This window comes from Paenibacillus jiangxiensis (genome assembly GCF_046098255.1).
Classification (GTDB): domain Bacteria; phylum Bacillota; class Bacilli; order Paenibacillales; family Paenibacillaceae; genus Paenibacillus; species Paenibacillus jiagnxiensis.
The window spans coordinates 26,267-43,226 of record NZ_JBJURI010000028.1; the positions used below are offsets into that span (position 1 = coordinate 26,267).

The following is a 16,960-nucleotide window of genomic DNA, read 5'->3' on the forward strand; positions in this document are numbered from 1 at the left end:
GAAGTATGGGCTTTTTTCAGCAATTTTTCAAAAAGAAACCGCAGCCTGAACCGAGGCCGCTGTTCTATGATATCGTCTGTCCGTATTGCTTCAGCAAATTTTCTCCGGAGGATGTAGTCTTCCGGGCTGCGCATTACCGTGAGGATGACGAGGATTTTGCGCTTGGCGAGGATGAGCTGCTAAATAAATACCGGGAGCGGTTTGGGCTCGACCAGGTGTACGAGATGGAGGCAGTTATTCATCCGCATGATGTGCCGGAGGAGCACCACATGTATTCCGATCATGTGCTGATCGGCCTGACGGACCGTTATGGGGAACTGACCCGTCGCCGTTTGTGCCCGCACTGCCATAACGAGCTGCCGGTAACGGCGGGCAAGGTGCCGAGCAACATCATTTCCATAATCGGGGCTTCACAGGCGGGCAAGTCGGTCTACATGACCTCGCTGATTCATACGCTGCAGCATTATACCGCCGATCATTTCGGCGCCGCATGCATGCCGCTGAACGCGGAGATCAGCCGCAAATTCCGCACCCTGTACGAGGAGCCGCTGTTCGAGCGGGGCGATCTGCTCTCCTCCACGCAAAAGGAGAAGATGCAGGAGCCTTTCATTTTCCAGTTTGTGTTCAAGGATGAGGAGAAGGCGCCGCTGACCTTGGTCTTTTTTGACGTGGCCGGTGAAGGCATGGTGGATCAGGACTATCTCGGCCTGCACGGCCAGCATATCAAAAATTCGGCAGGCATTCTGTTCATGGTCGATCCGCTGCAGATCCGTTCCATTCGTGAGCGCATCAAGCTGAATCTGGGCGGTCAGCCGAGGGAATTTGTGGCCCAATATGACGAACCGCGCGATGTTGTGCTGACCCTGTTTGGTGATTTTATCGCCTATCAGGACAAAACGAAAACAGACATTCCAACTGCAGTGGTACTGACCAAGAGCGATATGCTGACGGCGCTTGCCGATGAGGAAGGCACTTACATCAAGAGCAACAGCAATGTTTTTAACCCGATGGAGCACCGCAATTATCTGGATCTGACCGAGGTTGCCAATATTGACGGTGAAATCCGGCGTTTTATCGAGAAGGTGGACAGGCCGTTCAAGGGCACGATGGATGTTTACTTTTCCAACACCGCTTATTTTGCCGTATCTGCGCTTGGCAGCAATCCGGTGAACCAGAAGCTGCAGGGGCTGGTCAGCCCGATCCGGGTGGACGAGCCTTTCATCTGGCTGTTGTACAAGCTGAAGTACATTGAGGGGAGAGAATTGCATTGAGCAGTTTGAAGCCCATCCAGCAGCAGATGTACACCCGTGAAAGGCAGGGCATTTTCCGGGCCGCTGAAGGCTTCGATACGATTGCCAAATCGCAGGGGCTGGAGAACAACTGGATCAAAAAAGTGCTGCATCCCTTATGTGTGTACGATGCGCCTGCCGAACTGGCTTCGCGCGGGGAGAAGGACGAGAAGGCTTATCCGGATGCTGTTCATCTCGTACGGACAGAGAACGGAGATATCGTACTGGGGCGCAGCCTTTATAAGGCTGCCGATTTTACGGGACTAAGAAGCGCATTCTTTACGCATAATTTTGTCATTCCTGCCGGTCACGGGGAGGGGACGGCAGATTACAAGCAGTGGCTGAATACGACCTTTGCGGACTCGTATGACATCGAACAAGGAATGGAGCTGCCCGAGCTGGACACTCTGCCTGCGGAAAAGATATATCCAGCCGTTGCACCGGCATCCGTGCTTACCGAGCTGAATATCGATGAGCAGACCTTCAAAAGATTGCTGTATGCGGTCATGACGTCGCTGTCCGGCCGCAAAAAGGTATATGTCTCGCTGAATGTCCCGGCCGGGGATACGTCAACCGCTGCCAAAAAGCTGCTGTTCGTTTTATACGGCTATATGCCATATGACTTCAGAAAGAAGCTTGGTTTTCTGACCTATGCCGCGGAGCCTGCCAGCAGGAAAGGCATGCATTTGACGTTTGTGCCGCAGGGTAGTTTGCGGCCGGGCGACCGGAATATGGAGAAGGAATTTGTGTTTGACCTTCCTCAGGGACGCATCTTGAATGCAGAGGCCGAGGAAGGCGAAAGGCCGTTTGTGGAGTTTATGTGGGAACATGTAAAAAACGGAGAATCCCCTGAAGCCTTCTTCAAGTTCGCGGATCAGATGCTGAGAGGAATGGAATTTGGGCGGGAGCTCAGCCTGCAGGGCTACGATGAGCTGAGCGTCTTTTACCGGATGGAGCGGGGCGAGAACGAGTGGTATCAACGGAATAAAGCGTCCGTACTGCAGGGGCTGAATGAATACTTGACCAGCCCGGAAGCGATGCGGCGGCGGATGAGGCTGAATGACCTGTTTCTGGCCTCGTTCGACCGTGAATTTGACGCCGTCAGACAAGGCGCGTTGCCTGACCCGGACGTGATCAAGTGCTTCAAGGATTACTACAATGCCGATTCCTCATATCTCGGTAACAAGCTGATCGAGTATCTGATCCGTTCATTGAATAATCTGCATGCCGCCAAAAGAACGGACCTAGCGGCACGGATCTGCCAAATTATTGACAGCAGCCCGGCGCTCTGCGCTGTATTTTTACATAAGGTGCTCAGCACAGGCGCCTTGACGAACGCGCTGTTCCTTCCTTACGCCCAGGAAAAGCTTGCGAGAGCTGCGGACGTACAGGATATGCTTGACCTGTTCCGGGATTGGGGCAGGGTTCAGCCGGAGCTGCTGAATCGTCCGGAGTTCCAGAAGCTGGCGGAAGCGGCGGTCATGGACCGGCTGCGTTCCATGCCGCAGCGGCACGAAGCAACGGTGCATTTTCAGCAGAGCGTATTGAACATGATGCATGAAAGGTTGGGCACGCCTGCAGAAGAAGCGATGCTGGACAAGCTGTACGAAGCGGGGGAATGTTTCCTGCTGACGGAAGTCAAGCTGCAGGAGATCACGCCAGCCCAGTTGAAGCAGTTGGGCTTCTGTACCCGTGCGGATCTTGGACCATGGGTAGCCCAGCTCCCGCCGAGGCTGCAGTCGCTGGCTGTCGAATTTGTGGCGGCCTATGATTGGTTCACAACGGAGAAGCCGGAGCCTTCGTTGCTTTTGGAGCTTTCTGAGCAGGAACGGGAGCATGTGCAGGGCTGGGCCAAGCGCTGGCTACCGGCCGAACTGCAAAACGGAAATTATGCCCGGCTGCTTCCTGCCTACAGCGAGCTGTCGGAGAAAGGAAGCAGGGTATTGAATTACGACGCTCTGCTGAGGGATGTGCGGAGCTGGGCAGGAGACGTTGAACTTGTCTTTCGCTTTATCCGCTGGAGCGAGGAATTGGGCGACCCGCGTAAAGGTTTCCATCCGGATTACCAGAAGAGCCTGATGGCGTTCTTCAAGGAGGAAGGAAAGGAGGGCCTGCACAAGAAAGCGCTGTGGCGGCGTCATTTCGAGCAGGCGCAAGGCCCTTACCTGGCATTCTACAATAAGGCGAAACGGGCAACCGATCCGCCGCTGCTGCAAACGCTGCGTAAGCTGCGCAAGGGCAGAGCACTGCTGGTATTGCTTGCTACGGCCGCTTTGGTTGCAGTGGTGGTCGTGTTCGCCTCCGGTCTGTTAAGCCAGGAACCGGAAGGCACTTCTCTGCAGACGGCCCAGACGAATAATACGTTGTCCCCCGCAACTACGGAAGCAGAGCCGATTTCACCGCAGCAGGAGACTCCAGCAGTACAAGTGACATTGCCAGCGGAAGAGGGAGGCTCAACAGTGAAAGGGTTAAAGCTTTTGTTTGCTTTCACGGACTTCGTGCGGCAGGAGACATTTGAGCCCGAGTCGATCAACATCACGGACTCTGAGGGAGAGCGGCATGAATTTAAAGACTTTACGCTTGAGCCGGTGACGTCGGATGCTTCGACCGGGGACGGAGAAGGCACCCTATCAGTAAGCGGAACCGGGTCTGCAAATGCACAGGGGGATACTCAATCTACCGGGTCTGAGAATGGAGTACAGGGGGGGACCCAGTCTGCTGGGTCTGAGAATGGCACACAGGGGAATAACGAACCTGCCGGAGCTGAAAATGGCAGCGGAAACCCGTCTGGCAGCACAGCAGGATCGTCGACAACGGGCGCTCCGGCTGTAACGAAGCGGCCTTCTTATCCTTACAAGGTATTGGTTACGATTAATGAAGATTACTCCATTCAGGAAGGTAGCACGGTTGAAGTGGACGGGGAAGAGTATCCGATAACTCCAGCGGCTGATTCTGAAGAAGGAACTGCCGGAGAACATTAGGGGGATTCGTTAAGAACGCAAAAAGAAAAGGCGGGGACAGCCCAGGACTTCATAAGTCCATAAGCTGCCCCCGCCTTTATTTACTGAACGCATCATAAACACCGGGCTGCTTCTCTTTGGTCCACGTACTGGTTGCCGGAATTCTCGCGTGATCCACACGGTGCCCATATTTTCTGGCGATCATAGTTACTTCCTGCAAGAGACCGTGATCGAGAGTGATGGGATTGAGCCCTTTGGACAGCAGGTGATCATTGGAAATGTTCAGCTCATTCTCGGCCGGCTCGTTGCGGGGATTAGGCACGTACTGAATGGGAGCACCCGTAAGATTACTGATTAGCTCTGCAAGTTCACGGATTCGATACGTTTCGGTGACCTGATTAAAAATCATCACCCTCTCTTCAGGCAGCGGGGGATTCTCGATAGCAAGCTGAATACAGCGGACAGTATCCTGAACATGAATAAAAGCTCGTGTCTGCCCGCCGGTTCCATGAACGGTAATCGGGTGGCCAACAGCCGCCTGCATTAAAAAACGGTTCAAAACGGTGCCGTAGTCCCCGTCATAGTCAAACCGGTTCACAAGTCTTTCGTCCAGCCTCGTTTCGTTTGTATTCGTCCCCCATACAATTCCTTGATGCAGATCGGTAATTCTGACCTGGTCGTTTTTATTGTAATAAAAGAACAGGAGCTGATCCTGCGACTTTGTCAAATGATAGATGGATTCAGGGTTGGTCGGGTACAGAATTTGCTTTTTCAAACGCTCTCCTGATTCGGTCTGTACTTCAACGTCCAGATAACCCTCGGGGATTTTGATTCCGGCCGTTCCATATCCATATATCCCGACAGAACCCAAATGGACAAGATGAATATCCAAGCCTGATTCTACGATGACGCTTAATAGATTATGTGTGGCGTTCAGATTGTTGTTGATGGTGTAGCGCTTGTGCGCCGGGGATTTCATGGAGTAGGGGGCAGAACGCTGTTCCGCAAAATGAACGATAACATCAGGCTTCTTCTCCTTGACGATCTGCAGCAGCTTTTCATACTCAACTGCAATGTCTACTCTGTGGAAGTCGATAAGCTGTCCGCTTATTTCCTCCCAAGCCTGGAGTCTTGTACCCATGGGATAAATGGGAGTAAGGGAATTGCTCTCAAGTTCATTATCAATGTTGCGCCTGGAGAAATTATCGATAATCGTTACTCCGTGGCCTAATTCGGAAAGATGCAGGCTGGTAGGCCAGCCGCAAAACCCGTCACCGCCTAATACCATAATTTTTTTGCCGGGTTTGAAATAATTTGCACTTTCAAAGTTCAAAATTCCCCACCCTCTATTCATCTATGATGGAAGACTCCATATTACTTTTCGTCAAAAGAAGTTGAACTCCTGCCAGTAGTCATTTTTCCGTTCCATTCAATTAATTATATACTAATTGATCCAGAAGTCATTGACAAGAGAAGAGAGCTAGTTTAGTATTTGTGGAGTGATCGTTCCAGAAATAATTTAACCCAAGGAGGAGCATATTGTGTCAAGATATTCATCATCACCGGAGGGCAAAGTGCAATCCACAAGTATTCCGGAGCGCCTTCCCTGGCTGGCGCTGCTCGCGCTTGCCATGACCGGTTTTACCTGTATTCTTACAGAAACCATTCCCGCCGGTCTGCTGCCACAGATTGAAGAAGGGCTGCAGATTACTAAGGCGATGGCGGGGCAGCTCGTAACGCTGTATGCGCTCGGCTCGCTGGTGGCGGCCATTCCATTCGCCATGTTTACAGGAGGGATCCGTCGGCGTCCGTTATTACTCGCCGTAATCATCGGCTTTTTGGTATTCAACACGATTACCGCTTTATCATCCAGCTACGCTTTGACGTTAACCGCGCGATTTTTTGCCGGTGTGGCCGCCGGGGCTGCGTGGGGAATGATTGCGGGCTACGCACGGCGCATGGTGCCTGATGCTCTAAGAGGGCGTGCCTTGGCTGTTGCTATGGTAGGAACACCAATCGCTCTTACATTCGGGGTGCCTGCCGGGACTCTGCTTGGTGACCTGATCGGCTGGCGCTGGGTATTCGGGCTCATGTCTCTTTTAACACTGATACTGCTTGTGTGGGTGCTGTGGAAGGTGCCGGATTATCCGGGTCAGCCGACAGGTCAAAGGCTGTCGGTCAGTCGGGTGTTCATGCTGCCGGGCATACGTCCCATCTTGTTCGTCGTATTAACCTGGATGCTGGCTCACAATATTTTGTATACGTATATTGCTCCGTTTCTTGAGCGTTCAGGGCTTGCAGGCCGAACGGATCTTGTCCTGCTGGTCTTTGGGGCAGCGGCGCTTATCTCCATCTGGATCGTGGGCATGTATATTGACCGCAGGCTCCGCCTGTTGGCAGTACTCAGTTTGCTAGGCTTCGCACTTGTGTCCGTTGCGCTGTGGGTCGGCGGCACATCCGCTCCGGTAGTTTTTGTCTCAGTGGCGTTATGGGGGCTTACCTTCGGCGGAGCAGCCACTTTGCTGCAGACTGCGCTTGCCGAAGCAAGCGGGGAAGAGGCGGTGGATATCGTGATGCCAATCAATACGACGGTATGGAACCTGGCTATTGCCGGCGGCGGAATTGTGGGTGGTATTTTGGTAGAGCTTGTTGGGGTGCAGGCTTTTCCAGGGGTGCTGCTGCTTCTGCTGGTGTTTGCATTGATTACGGTATGGAGTGCGAGAAGGTACGGTTTTCCACGATAATTTTATAAGACCTGAAAAAATCAAAAAAATCCTCCGGATCACAGATGTTTGCTATTCATTTTTGCGATGAAACTGCCGATAAAGAACTTGTATTTGTCTCTTTGGACCCAGAAAGAAGAGGAGAATGTCACCATGATTCATTCCAATAATAATGAACTGAACGCATCCCTGCTGGTCGCGCTGAATGCCAAAAACCGCGTGATCGCGAACAATATCGCCAATGCCGATACACCGTATTACAAGGCCCAGTCTGTTGAATTTGAGGAAGAGCTGAAGCGCAAGCTGGAAAGCGGCTCAAGTGGCCAGCTTCCCCTGAAGCGTACCGATCCGCGGCATTTGCCAATGCCGAGCGCCTCCAACCAGGTGGAATTTAAGGTTGTTGAAGATCAGAACACATCGATGAACAACAACCAGAACAATGTGGATATCGACAAGGAGATGTCTGGACTGGCGGAAAACCAGCTGCTGTACAACTACACCGTTGACCGGGTAAGCGGCTATTATTCTAAAATGAAAAATCTGCTTTCCGACTTGAAATAGTTAAATCGAATATTTTAAGCTAGAAGATCCGCGCCTCGCGCGGATTTTTTGTTCATCGATAGATGTTTTTGTTACAGTAGAGTTGAAAAAGGACACTATATAGATAGCTGGTTATTTCGCAAGAACTGCTGCAGAGGAGGAGAAGGGATGGCAAGACAAAACATTAGGGTTCCTTACGGATATGAACCGCCTGAAGAGAGCCGAAAAGGAACACTCATTTTTTATGATTCTTTTGAAGAAATAACGGATGCTGAACTGGAGCAGGCTTTCGCTGCGTTTGAGCAGCGTGCTTTTGCCAAGCTGGTGCTGTACCCGCTGCATGAAGAGACGGTCCGGCGAATGTGGAAGGAGCCGGTCAGCGCTTTTCATAAACGGCAAAAACGTCTCGAAGAATGGAAGCTCGATTCCGGTCATGCCACGGTCAGCATTCAGAATTGGGACGGCAAGCGCAAAAAATACACACCGATCGATACCGCTTTGCGTTATCTGACTGAGACGTATCCGTCCCCGTATTTTCTCTACATGACCCCGGATATGGCCAATTTATTCGCTTCCTTTTCCACGTTCGAGGAGTGGATTGTACAGCTGAGGCTGCTTTTATCCGCTGAGCCGGAAAGCGCCCATCCGCGGCTGGAAAAATATCGGCACAGGTGGGATGTATTTTCCGGGGAATAAGAAAAACATCTATCGACATACATTCAAAGAAGACAGGGTCCCCCCACAAAGGTGGACCCTGTTTCTGAACCGCTATACGTTACAGAAATGCCCAGCCGACAAGCCCGGCCAGAATGCCGATAACCACAACCGATGAAGCGGTGAATACCAGCACTTTCGCCGGAAAATGCTTCGCAATCATCAGGAGGGAAGGCAGGCTGATCGCCGGAAGTGTCAGCAGCAGCGCCGCGGCAGGGCCGCCGCCCATGCCCATGGACATAAAGGTTTGAATAATGGGAATTTCAGCCGCCGTCGGAATGACGAACAGCATGCCTGCGATCGCGAAGCCGATAATGGCCAGCAGGCTGTTGGCGCCTGTGTCGCTTAATACCGGGAACATCCAGGCCCGGAAAGCGCCGAGCAGCAGAACTGCGATCACGTAGGCAGGCACGACCGAAATAAACATGCTCCAAATGGCTTTGCCCCAACGTACATAAACCGGCTGCTCCGGTTTGTTATCTTCAGGAAGCGCAGCTTCGACCTCCTGTGGCACTTGTTCATTTGGCGCGAAGCGGTTGGCCAGATAGCTTACCCCGAACGTAAGCAGCAGCCCGAATACAAGCCGCAGCAGGGTGAATTTCCATGAGAGAACAAATGTCATGAAAATCAGCGTCGCCGGGTTAATGGTCGGATTGCCGATCCAGAAAGCCAGGCTCGCTCCGACCGAGGCGTTCTTCTTGCGCAGGCCGACGGCAAGCGGTGCCGCACAGCAGGTGCACATCATGCCTGGCAGCGAGGCCAGACCGCCGATGGCGGTGCTTTTAAAGGTGGCTTTGCCGAGCATGTTCAACAGCCACTTGGAAGGCAGCAGCACCTGCACGAGCGAACCAAGCAGGATGCCGAGCACAGCCGCTTTCCAGACAGCTTTGAAATAGGCTAAAGCATATTCCCAGGCCGTGCTCCACGAAGGGGCCGGGATAGCTTCATTCGCACCATTCAGAATGGAAGAGCCGATGGAATGGGTGGTCGCTGATGTGATGGCTTTGCCATAGTACGGCCACCATTTTACATACAATAAGCCGGCCGCGGCGATCACAATGAAGAGCACTGCCAGCAGCAATGCTCTCCGGTTGAAGTGACCGGACGGCCGGGCGGAACCTGAAGAATTCATTTCTTGCTTTCCCTCCGATAAAAGAAATTAGCCGATACATTATGAAAAATGCGGACGGGAGATATTATATCACATGCAGGAGAAGTTTTTACTAATATTTCTTTGGGGAGTATAATAGAGGTTGTTCAAAAAGTCATCTTTTGATCACGAAGTAAATCAGGAAGCGGACTCGACATCGAATCTTGAATTCAGCCGGGCCTAAGCAGATGCTTTCGAAGCATGTTTCCTCCGGAAACATTTCAGGTGCTCACGTACCCCAAGTACGCTCCGCTCCTCAGTCCCTGGCTTCATTCAACCTTCCCGGTGCTGAAAACCTGACTTTTTGAACTCGCACTAATAGTTATTTGGATTAGTTTCATATGAAAGGAAGTTGTGTTCATGTCACTTCAAGATAAAATAAACGGTATCAAGCTGACATCACTCTCGTCCAAAGGAGGCTGCGGCTGCAAAATCGGCCCGGCCGACCTTGCGCAGGTCATCCGCAGCCTTCCGCCTGCCGAACCGAACCCGAACCTGCTGGTCGGTCTGGATACAAGCGATGATGCAGGCGTCTACAAGCTGACGGACGAGCTGGCGATGGTGCAGACGGTTGACTTTTTTACGCCAATCGTCGATGACCCGTATTCGTTTGGGCAGGTTGCCGCAGCCAATGCCATCAGCGATATTTATGCCATGGGCGGCACTCCGCTGACCGCCTTGAACATCGTTGCTTTCCCGATTCATACCCTGGATAAAAGCATTCTGTCCGAAATTCTGCGGGGCGCCGGCGACAAGCTGAAGGAAGCGGGGGTTACACTTGTGGGCGGCCATTCCATTGATGACAAGGAGCCGAAATTCGGCCTGGCGGTTACCGGGCTTGTGCATCCGGACAAGGTGCGGACCAACGCGGGAGCGCGGCCGGGAGATCAGCTGATCCTGACCAAGCCCATCGGTGTCGGCATTCTGACGACCTCCATCAAGAAGGACCAGCTCAGCGAAGAAGAAGTGAACCGTGTTACCAAAGTCATGTCTACATTAAATAAAACGGCGGCAGAAACGATGGCTTCCTATGATGTGCATGCCTGCACCGATGTAACAGGATTTGGTCTGCTCGGACATGCCTCGGAAATGGCCAAAGGCAGCGGCAACGGAGTCGTGATCGAGAAAGCGCTCGTACCGCTTCTTCCGCGTGTGCGCGAACTGGCGGAAGCCGGATTTGTGCCTGGAGGAACGAAAAACAACTTTGCCCATCTGGAAGGCTCGGTGACCTTCCCGGCGGACATGGATCAGCTTGACCAATACATTTTGTGCGATGCGGTGACCTCCGGCGGTCTGCTGATTTCCGTGGAGGGCAGCCAGACGGAGGCCCTGCTCGCAGATTTGCTCAAGGCGGGTGTTGAAGCGGCGCGCATCGGTGAAATTACAGCAGAGCATCCGGGCCACATCGTTGTCCGCTAGGGACAGAAAGAGGAGCGATAGGGAAATTGATTCAGGACATCACAGTTGAAGAATTGCTAAAGCTGCAGAAAAATAAAAATTTGCTTCCGATCGACGTCAGATCGCCTTCCGAGTTTGCGGCGGCGACCATACCGGGCAGCATCAATATTCCGATTTTTAATGATGAAGAACGGGCCGAGATCGGTACTCTGTACAAGCAGGTAAATGTGCAGGCAGCCAAAGAGAGAGGGCTTGAGATTGTGTCCGCCAAGCTGCCTGCATTTATCCGCGAATTTGCAGCCATTCCGGAGCAGAAGGCCGTGTTCTGCTGGCGGGGAGGCATGCGCAGCAAAACGTCGGCGACCGTCCTTTCCTTAATGGGCATTAAGGCTTACCGCCTGTCAGGCGGAATACGCGCATACCGGAAATGGGTTGTCGAGCAGTTAGAGGACTTTGAGGTCAAGGCTCCTGCCATCGTTATTAACGGGCATACAGGGTCCGGTAAAACGAAGATTTTGCGTTTACTCCAGCAGGAGGCCTATCAGGTGCTGGATCTGGAAGGAATGGCGGGACACCGCGGATCGGTGTTTGGCCATATCGGATATGCCTCCCGCAATCAGAAAACGTTCGACTCCCTGCTGCTGCAGGGACTGCTTCAGCATCAGGAAGCTCCCTATATTCTATTTGAAGCGGAGAGCCAGCGGATCGGTAAGGTGGCCTTGCCTGAATTTCTGCTGAACAAGAAGGAAGAGGGCGTTCACCTTTGGATCGAAATCCCGGTCGCAGAGCGTGTCCGCCAGATCATGGAGGATTACGAGCCGGAAAAGCATGCGGAAGCGTGCTTGGAGGCGTTTCTGCGGATCAAGGAACGGATTCATACGCCTGTGGCGGCGGAGATTGAAGCGAATCTGCGTGCGGGGCAGTATGAGCATGCAATCCGCCTTCTGCTGGAATTTTACTACGATCCGCGCTATGAGCATACTGCGGGCCATTATGACAGTGAGAAGCGCGTAATGGTTCAAGCGGACTCTGTTGAGGAAGCAGCCGAGCGGGTAAAGGAATATCTGGCAAATTTCAAGGGGTAAAGCAGCCGAGCCGGCCGGCGAGGTAAAACCGGAATAGAACGGAGGCCTGTCGGGCGGCAGCCAAAAAGCCAGCGAACACGAATCTTGTGTTGGCTGGCTTTTTTTTACGTAAAGTCAAAATAAACGGAACAATTAACAATTTATTTACTTGTATTTTATATTGATTTGGATATTCGGCTTTAAGCTTAAAATAGCTGTCCAGGAATCGAGGTGGATGTCATTAGCCCATGCTCAATAAAATGATGGAGATGGTTATATGTCGTTAATAGGTGAAGAGCGCAAGAAAATTATACTCGATATTTTGAATTTGGAAGGCAAAGTTCGCTCAGCCGACTTGGCGAAAAAGTTGAAGGTATCAAACGAAATGATTCGACGTTACCTGGAGGATTTGGAATCCGAGAAGAAGTTGCGGAGAATTTATGGAGGAGCCGTCAAGATCGAATTAGAGCGCGAAGAACAAACGTATCTCAAGCGGGAAGTTGTGCAGGTTGAAGAGAAGAAAAGAATCGGACGGGCTGCCGCTGAATTGCTGGAAGACAATGATGTGATATTTATCGACGACGGTTCGACGACCATGCAAATTATTCACTATTTGCAAAACAAGCAAAACATAACGATCATCGTCTTTTCTTTTGATATCTTGAACCTGCTGATGAACTATCAAAAAGAAGGTCTCTTCACCGGTCAAATTTATCTCCTTGGCGGAAAAGTCACGTCCAAGTATTCGCGTGTCAGCGGTGGTTTAGCGGAAAGTATGGCGGAAAACTTCCGAGTTGACAAAGCTTTTATTTCAGTTGACGGTTTCATCGTTGACGGCGGCATTACCGGCTTCGATATCGAGAGGGGATATTTAATCCGCAAAATCGTAAGTCTTGCCCAGTTGACCGTCATCATGACCGATCACACCAAATTTGGCGGGATACACCCGTATAAAGTGATCGGGTTGGAGGACATTGACATCATCATAAGTGATGTTGAAACGCCTTCGCAGTGGGCTCCCGCATTAAGCAGGAGCAATGTAATCTGGATTCATGCCAACTAACAAAAAGCTTCCTAAACATTAAGAGAATATGACAACGACCTGAATGGGAGGGAAATATACTGTGTCTCAAGTAAAATCATTATTTAGTCGTCTACTTTGTGTCTTGCTTGCAGTCGTCCTCAGCATACCAACGTTAGGTTTATTTGCACAAAAAGCTTATGCGGCCGATTATACAATGGCTGCGAACAAGTCGGTTTACTGGCAGGGTGAAAGTGTTAAGGTAACCTATTCAGGGGCGGAGAATGCAAAAGATTGGATCGCTTTATATGAAGCTTCCAATGATAATCTGAAAAACTACCTGGAGTGGCATTACACGGGGACCGGAGAAGGTACCTTAACATTCAATACTTCCTCCTTGAAACCGGGGGACTATACCCTTCATTTTTTGGTTAACGACGGGTATCAAGTTGAGGCAAGCGCCTCGTTTACCATTAAAGCGCTGCCGGCGCCTTCCGGTCTGTCTCTGGACGCAGTGATCGGCAGCGATAAAACCATTACCGGTGATGTCACGATTACTCCGCCTGCAAATAATAAGATCATTCAAAATTATAAATTGTATTGGGGCGGAACGAGCGGTATGCTCTCTGGCGTACCTGAAGTGACCACGGTAACATACGCTGCTTATCAGGAGGATGTCATGTTCACGTTTCAACCGGGCACCGTCGTGCCAGATGGAGCTACTTCACTCCTGGCCTATTCCGAATATGAAGGACTGCAATCGCAATCCTTCGCCAGAGCGCTGCTTCCCGGATATGTGACCCCGGACGAGGTGGATTTGACCGTGATGAGCTTTAATATATGGCAAGGACCGGTCAAATCCAAATACGGCGTTGACGGTGCCGCGCAGCATATCGCAAACGCCATCCGTGAAAGCGGAGCTGATGTGGCGGGCATTCAGGAAACGGACAGAGATATCGTCGTCAAAGCAGCGCAGTTGCTCGGGTTTCATGCGGCTGTCAAAGCGGGCAGCGATCTCAGTCTGATCAGCAAATATCCAATCATTGAGGTTGACGAAGCGAATGACTATTACCTGATCGAAGTCGTGCCGGACAAGGCGGTGGCCATCGGCAATATTCATTTGTCTTCTTCTCCTTATGGTCCATACGATATCCAGGAGGGCAAAACGGTCGAAGCCGTTTTGCAGAACGAGAATATGTATCATATGACAGAAATGAAGAGTATGTTCAACAAGCTTCCGGCTTTGGCCGCGCAAGGAATGCCCGTATTCCTCACTGGCGATTTCAACGTTCCGTCACACTTGGATTGGGTTGAAGGCAATAAAAATCGCCATAATGGACAAGTCGTCGAATGGCCGGTATCCAAGAAGCTGGAGGAGCTTGGTTTCCAGGATTCCTATCGTGTCGTTCATCCCGATTCTGTAGCGGAGCCTACCATTAGTTGGGCTGCCGAAGGAACGGAATGGAAGAACCCGGAAATGTATGACCGGATCGATTATGTATACAGTCACGGCCCCGCTGTTGTAAAGGACAGCCAGATCTATGGCGAGAAGCAGGTGGTCGGAGGAAACTCCAATTCCTTTACCAAATCCGATGTAGAATTGGATACTTGGGTATCGGACCACAGAGCCGTGGTTTCGACTTTCACCGTAACTCCGCGCAGTTACAATGACTTGGAGCTGCCGAAAGATCCGGAAATCGAAAAATCGACGATTCGTCTGGAAAAAACCGTTTTTGCTCATGGCGAACCGATTACAGTCAGCTATAAAGGTGCTCTAAGTCTGACGGATTGGATCGGGATCTATAAGAAGGATGAAAGTCCAGGCGGTCCTGCTTCACAAAAATGGGACTATGTGCCGAGCCTTCCTGACGGAAAGTTGACATTGGATGACAATAGCGAGGGCAAAGTAGCCACCATGGCGGATATTGCGCCAGGCGAATATTTTGTGACCTTGCTGCTCAATGGCGGTTATCAGGAAAATGCCGAGCGGATTTACTTTACGATAACGGACGAGCCTTACACGCAGCCAAGTGATAAAGTTGAACTTAAGGTGATGAGCTTTAATATTTGGCAAGGACCGGTCAAGTCCAAATACGGTGTTGACGGTGCCGCGCAGCATATCGCAAACGCCATCCGTGAAAGCGGAGCTGATGTGACGGGCATTCAAGAAACGGATGCACAAATCGTAACCAAAGCCGCGGAATTGCTCGGTTACCATGCTGTCGTTAAAGGGAACAGCGATCTTAGTCTGATAAGCAAGTATCCCATTATCGAAGTGGATCCGGAAAATGAATACTATCTCATTGAAGTCGCACCGGGCAAAGCGGCGGCCATGGCCAACGTCCACTTATACTATGAACCGTATGGTCCTTACTTAATTCAAGATGGTAAAACAGCGCAGGAAACGATTGATGAAGAGAATGCCATTCATATGAAAGAAATGGAAAGCTTGTTCATCAAGCTGCCCGCGTTGGCAGAACAAGGCATGCCGGTATTTTTAACAGGCGATTTCAACGTCCCGTCGCATTTGGATTGGGTGGAAGCAAACAAAAATATCCACTCTAATACGGTTGTTGAATGGCCAGTATCCAAGAAATTAGATGAACTCGGCTTAAGAGACTCCTATCGGGAAATCTATCCGGATCCCGTTAAGAACCCGGGTATCACTTGGGCTGTCGAAGGAACGGAATGGAGAACGCCCGAAGCGTATGACAGGATTGACTTCGTATACAATACGGGCCCGGCTGCTGTCAAAGACAGTGTTGTCATTGGCGAGAAGTTTGTAGGCGGAGGCAACTCGGCGTCCTATGCTCCGGCGGATAAGGTGTTGGAGCCTTGGGTATCGGACCACAGAGCCGTTATGTCAACCTTTACCGTAACTCCGCGCAGTTATGCCGATTTGGAGCTGCCGGAAGGACCAGTACATGAAAAAGCAGCCATTAGCTTGGAAAAGACCTCTTTTGTTCAAGGCGAATCTATTACGGTCGGCTATAAAGCAGCTCAACGTAAGACAGATTGGATAGGAGTGTACAAGAAAGATGAAGTGCCGGGAGGTCCCGGTGCAACCAAATGGGCGTATGTGCCGAATCTTCCTGACGGTGCAGTGACCTTAAATGACGACAGCCCGGGGGCGGCGGGCAAAATGGCCGATATGGAACCGGGAGAATATTTCGTTGCTTTGATGAGCAATGGCGGTTATGAGGAAATTGCCGAACGAATTTACTTTAAAGTTACCGCCAAGACAACGCCAGAAACACCGGGAACACCGGGAACACCGGAGACTCCAGAAACACCAGGAACACCGGAAACGCCTGGAACACCGGAAACACCAGGAACTCCAGGAACGCCGACAACGCCGAAACCGCATGATTCGGATGATGATGATGATTCGGATCATTCATCCTCGGGCGGCGGTTCGAACAATGGTTCAGTTTCGAAACCGGGACAGGAACAACCAAAGCCTGGCACCGAGCCAGAAACCAAGCCGGAAACTACACCGGCGGATGACGATGAGCAGCCAGCAAAACCAAGCACACCGGTTGAATCGGTCTTTACTGACATCGACTCTTCATTCAAAGCGATCGACGCGCTTCAATCCATGTTTGACAAAGGTGTCATCAAAGGTATAGGTGGAAACAAGTTTAACGGCGGCACCAAATTAAACCGCGCGGATTCCGTCATCATGTTGAACCGGTTGTTTAACATTGCCGGCCAATCCGGGACCAGCTTTGCCGATGTGAAGCCGAACAGCTACTATGCCAACGATATTGCCGCGGCAAATCAGCTTGGTCTGGTCAACGGAACGGACAGCGGCAAGTTTAACCCTGCGGGCAAAATTCGCAAACTGGATTCTTTGGTGATGTTCTATAAATACTTGAATCATCAAGGACGGATATCCAACCCGCAAGAGATGAACCCGGTGAATACCGCTGCATTGAACAATGTACCGGCATATGCTCAGCAAGCCATCCATTACTTCCTGAATGCCGGATTCCTTACACCTGATTCATTGAATCTGTATGATGAGCTTACCCGCACGGATGCGGTTGTATTGCTTAACCAACTGGATGAACAGTTTTTGGCTGAATAAGTCGGCAAAAT

At 51.2% G+C, this 16,960-nt stretch carries 11 protein-coding genes; 9 read left to right on the top strand and 2 right to left on the bottom strand.

Annotated elements, in window-relative coordinates:
* Positions 1-5 precede the first annotated feature (5 nt).
* Together ACI1P2_RS23535 and ACI1P2_RS23540 are read left to right on the top strand one after the other, a co-directional pair.
* On the top strand, positions 6-1,271 hold the full coding sequence (locus ACI1P2_RS23535) for a TRAFAC clade GTPase domain-containing protein (RefSeq protein WP_355323311.1): 1,266 nt from the start codon (positions 6-8) through the stop codon (positions 1,269-1,271).
* The gene (locus ACI1P2_RS23540; RefSeq protein WP_355323313.1) at positions 1,268-4,270 is read left to right on the top strand and encodes a GAP1-N2 domain-containing protein; all 3,003 of its coding nucleotides are present in this window, start codon (positions 1,268-1,270) and stop codon (positions 4,268-4,270) included. Before ACI1P2_RS23535 ends, ACI1P2_RS23540 begins: the two co-directional genes overlap by 4 nt.
* Before the next feature lie 76 nt (positions 4,271-4,346).
* Here the strand turns inward: ACI1P2_RS23540 and ACI1P2_RS23545 are convergent, their stop codons facing one another.
* The gene (locus ACI1P2_RS23545; RefSeq protein WP_355323316.1) at positions 4,347-5,582 is read right to left on the bottom strand and encodes an NAD-dependent epimerase/dehydratase family protein; all 1,236 of its coding nucleotides are present in this window, start codon (positions 5,580-5,582) and stop codon (positions 4,347-4,349) included.
* 208 nt (positions 5,583-5,790) lie between these two features.
* Here ACI1P2_RS23545 and ACI1P2_RS23550 point away from each other — a divergent pair, with 208 nt between their 5' ends.
* The 3 genes from ACI1P2_RS23550 to ACI1P2_RS23560 all read left to right on the top strand — a co-directional run bounded on the left by ACI1P2_RS23550 (position 5,791) and on the right by ACI1P2_RS23560 (position 8,208).
* On the top strand, positions 5,791-6,993 hold the full coding sequence (locus tag ACI1P2_RS23550; protein ID WP_355323319.1) for an MFS transporter: 1,203 nt from the start codon (positions 5,791-5,793) through the stop codon (positions 6,991-6,993).
* Between the two features lie 132 nt (positions 6,994-7,125).
* Positions 7,126-7,533, top strand: a complete 408-nt coding sequence (flgB, locus tag ACI1P2_RS23555) for a flagellar basal body rod protein FlgB (RefSeq protein ID WP_355323322.1) — start codon at positions 7,126-7,128, stop codon at positions 7,531-7,533.
* Between the two features lie 147 nt (positions 7,534-7,680).
* Positions 7,681-8,208 carry a hypothetical protein gene (locus ACI1P2_RS23560; RefSeq protein WP_355323325.1) on the top strand — a complete coding sequence of 176 codons (528 nt, stop codon included), beginning with the start codon at positions 7,681-7,683 and terminating at the stop codon, positions 8,206-8,208.
* Between the two features lie 79 nt (positions 8,209-8,287).
* On the opposite strand, the gene ACI1P2_RS23565 is transcribed toward ACI1P2_RS23560, so the two are convergent.
* Positions 8,288-9,358 (bottom strand): permease, encoded by a 1,071-nt coding sequence (locus ACI1P2_RS23565; protein ID WP_355323329.1) that lies wholly within the window; start codon positions 9,356-9,358, stop codon positions 8,288-8,290.
* 378 nt (positions 9,359-9,736) lie between these two features.
* Between ACI1P2_RS23565 and selD the strand changes: the two genes are divergently transcribed.
* The 4 genes from selD to ACI1P2_RS23585 all read left to right on the top strand — a co-directional run bounded on the left by selD (position 9,737) and on the right by ACI1P2_RS23585 (position 16,949).
* Positions 9,737-10,795 carry a selenide, water dikinase SelD gene (gene selD / locus ACI1P2_RS23570; RefSeq protein WP_355323332.1) on the top strand — a complete coding sequence of 353 codons (1,059 nt, stop codon included), beginning with the start codon at positions 9,737-9,739 and terminating at the stop codon, positions 10,793-10,795.
* A gap of 26 nt (positions 10,796-10,821) precedes the next feature.
* Complete coding sequence (gene mnmH, locus ACI1P2_RS23575; RefSeq protein WP_355323335.1) at positions 10,822-11,859, top strand: tRNA 2-selenouridine(34) synthase MnmH; 1,038 nt, start codon at positions 10,822-10,824, stop codon at positions 11,857-11,859.
* 256 nt (positions 11,860-12,115) lie between these two features.
* Entirely contained in the window at positions 12,116-12,901 is a 786-nt protein-coding gene (locus ACI1P2_RS23580; protein WP_355323338.1) for a DeoR/GlpR family DNA-binding transcription regulator, read from the top strand.
* A gap of 103 nt (positions 12,902-13,004) precedes the next feature.
* Positions 13,005-16,949: an endonuclease/exonuclease/phosphatase family protein gene (locus ACI1P2_RS23585; RefSeq protein WP_408976323.1), complete on the top strand. Its 3,945-nt coding sequence runs from the start codon at positions 13,005-13,007 to the stop codon at positions 16,947-16,949.
* Positions 16,950-16,960 lie beyond the last annotated feature (11 nt).

What these genes read in the sequence shown, in the direction of transcription:
- ACI1P2_RS23535 (WP_355323311.1), top strand. Translation starts at nt 6, where the DNA reads ATGGGCTTTTTTCAGCAATTTTTCAAAAAGAAACCGCAGCCTGAACCG.
- flgB (WP_355323322.1), top strand. Translation starts at nt 7,126, where the DNA reads ATGATTCATTCCAATAATAATGAACTGAACGCATCCCTGCTGGTCGCG.
- ACI1P2_RS23560 (WP_355323325.1), top strand. Translation starts at nt 7,681, where the DNA reads ATGGCAAGACAAAACATTAGGGTTCCTTACGGATATGAACCGCCTGAA.
- ACI1P2_RS23565 (WP_355323329.1), bottom strand. Translation starts at nt 9,358, where the DNA reads ATGAATTCTTCAGGTTCCGCCCGGCCGTCCGGTCACTTCAACCGGAGA.
- selD (WP_355323332.1), top strand. Translation starts at nt 9,737, where the DNA reads ATGTCACTTCAAGATAAAATAAACGGTATCAAGCTGACATCACTCTCG.
- ACI1P2_RS23580 (WP_355323338.1), top strand. Translation starts at nt 12,116, where the DNA reads ATGTCGTTAATAGGTGAAGAGCGCAAGAAAATTATACTCGATATTTTG.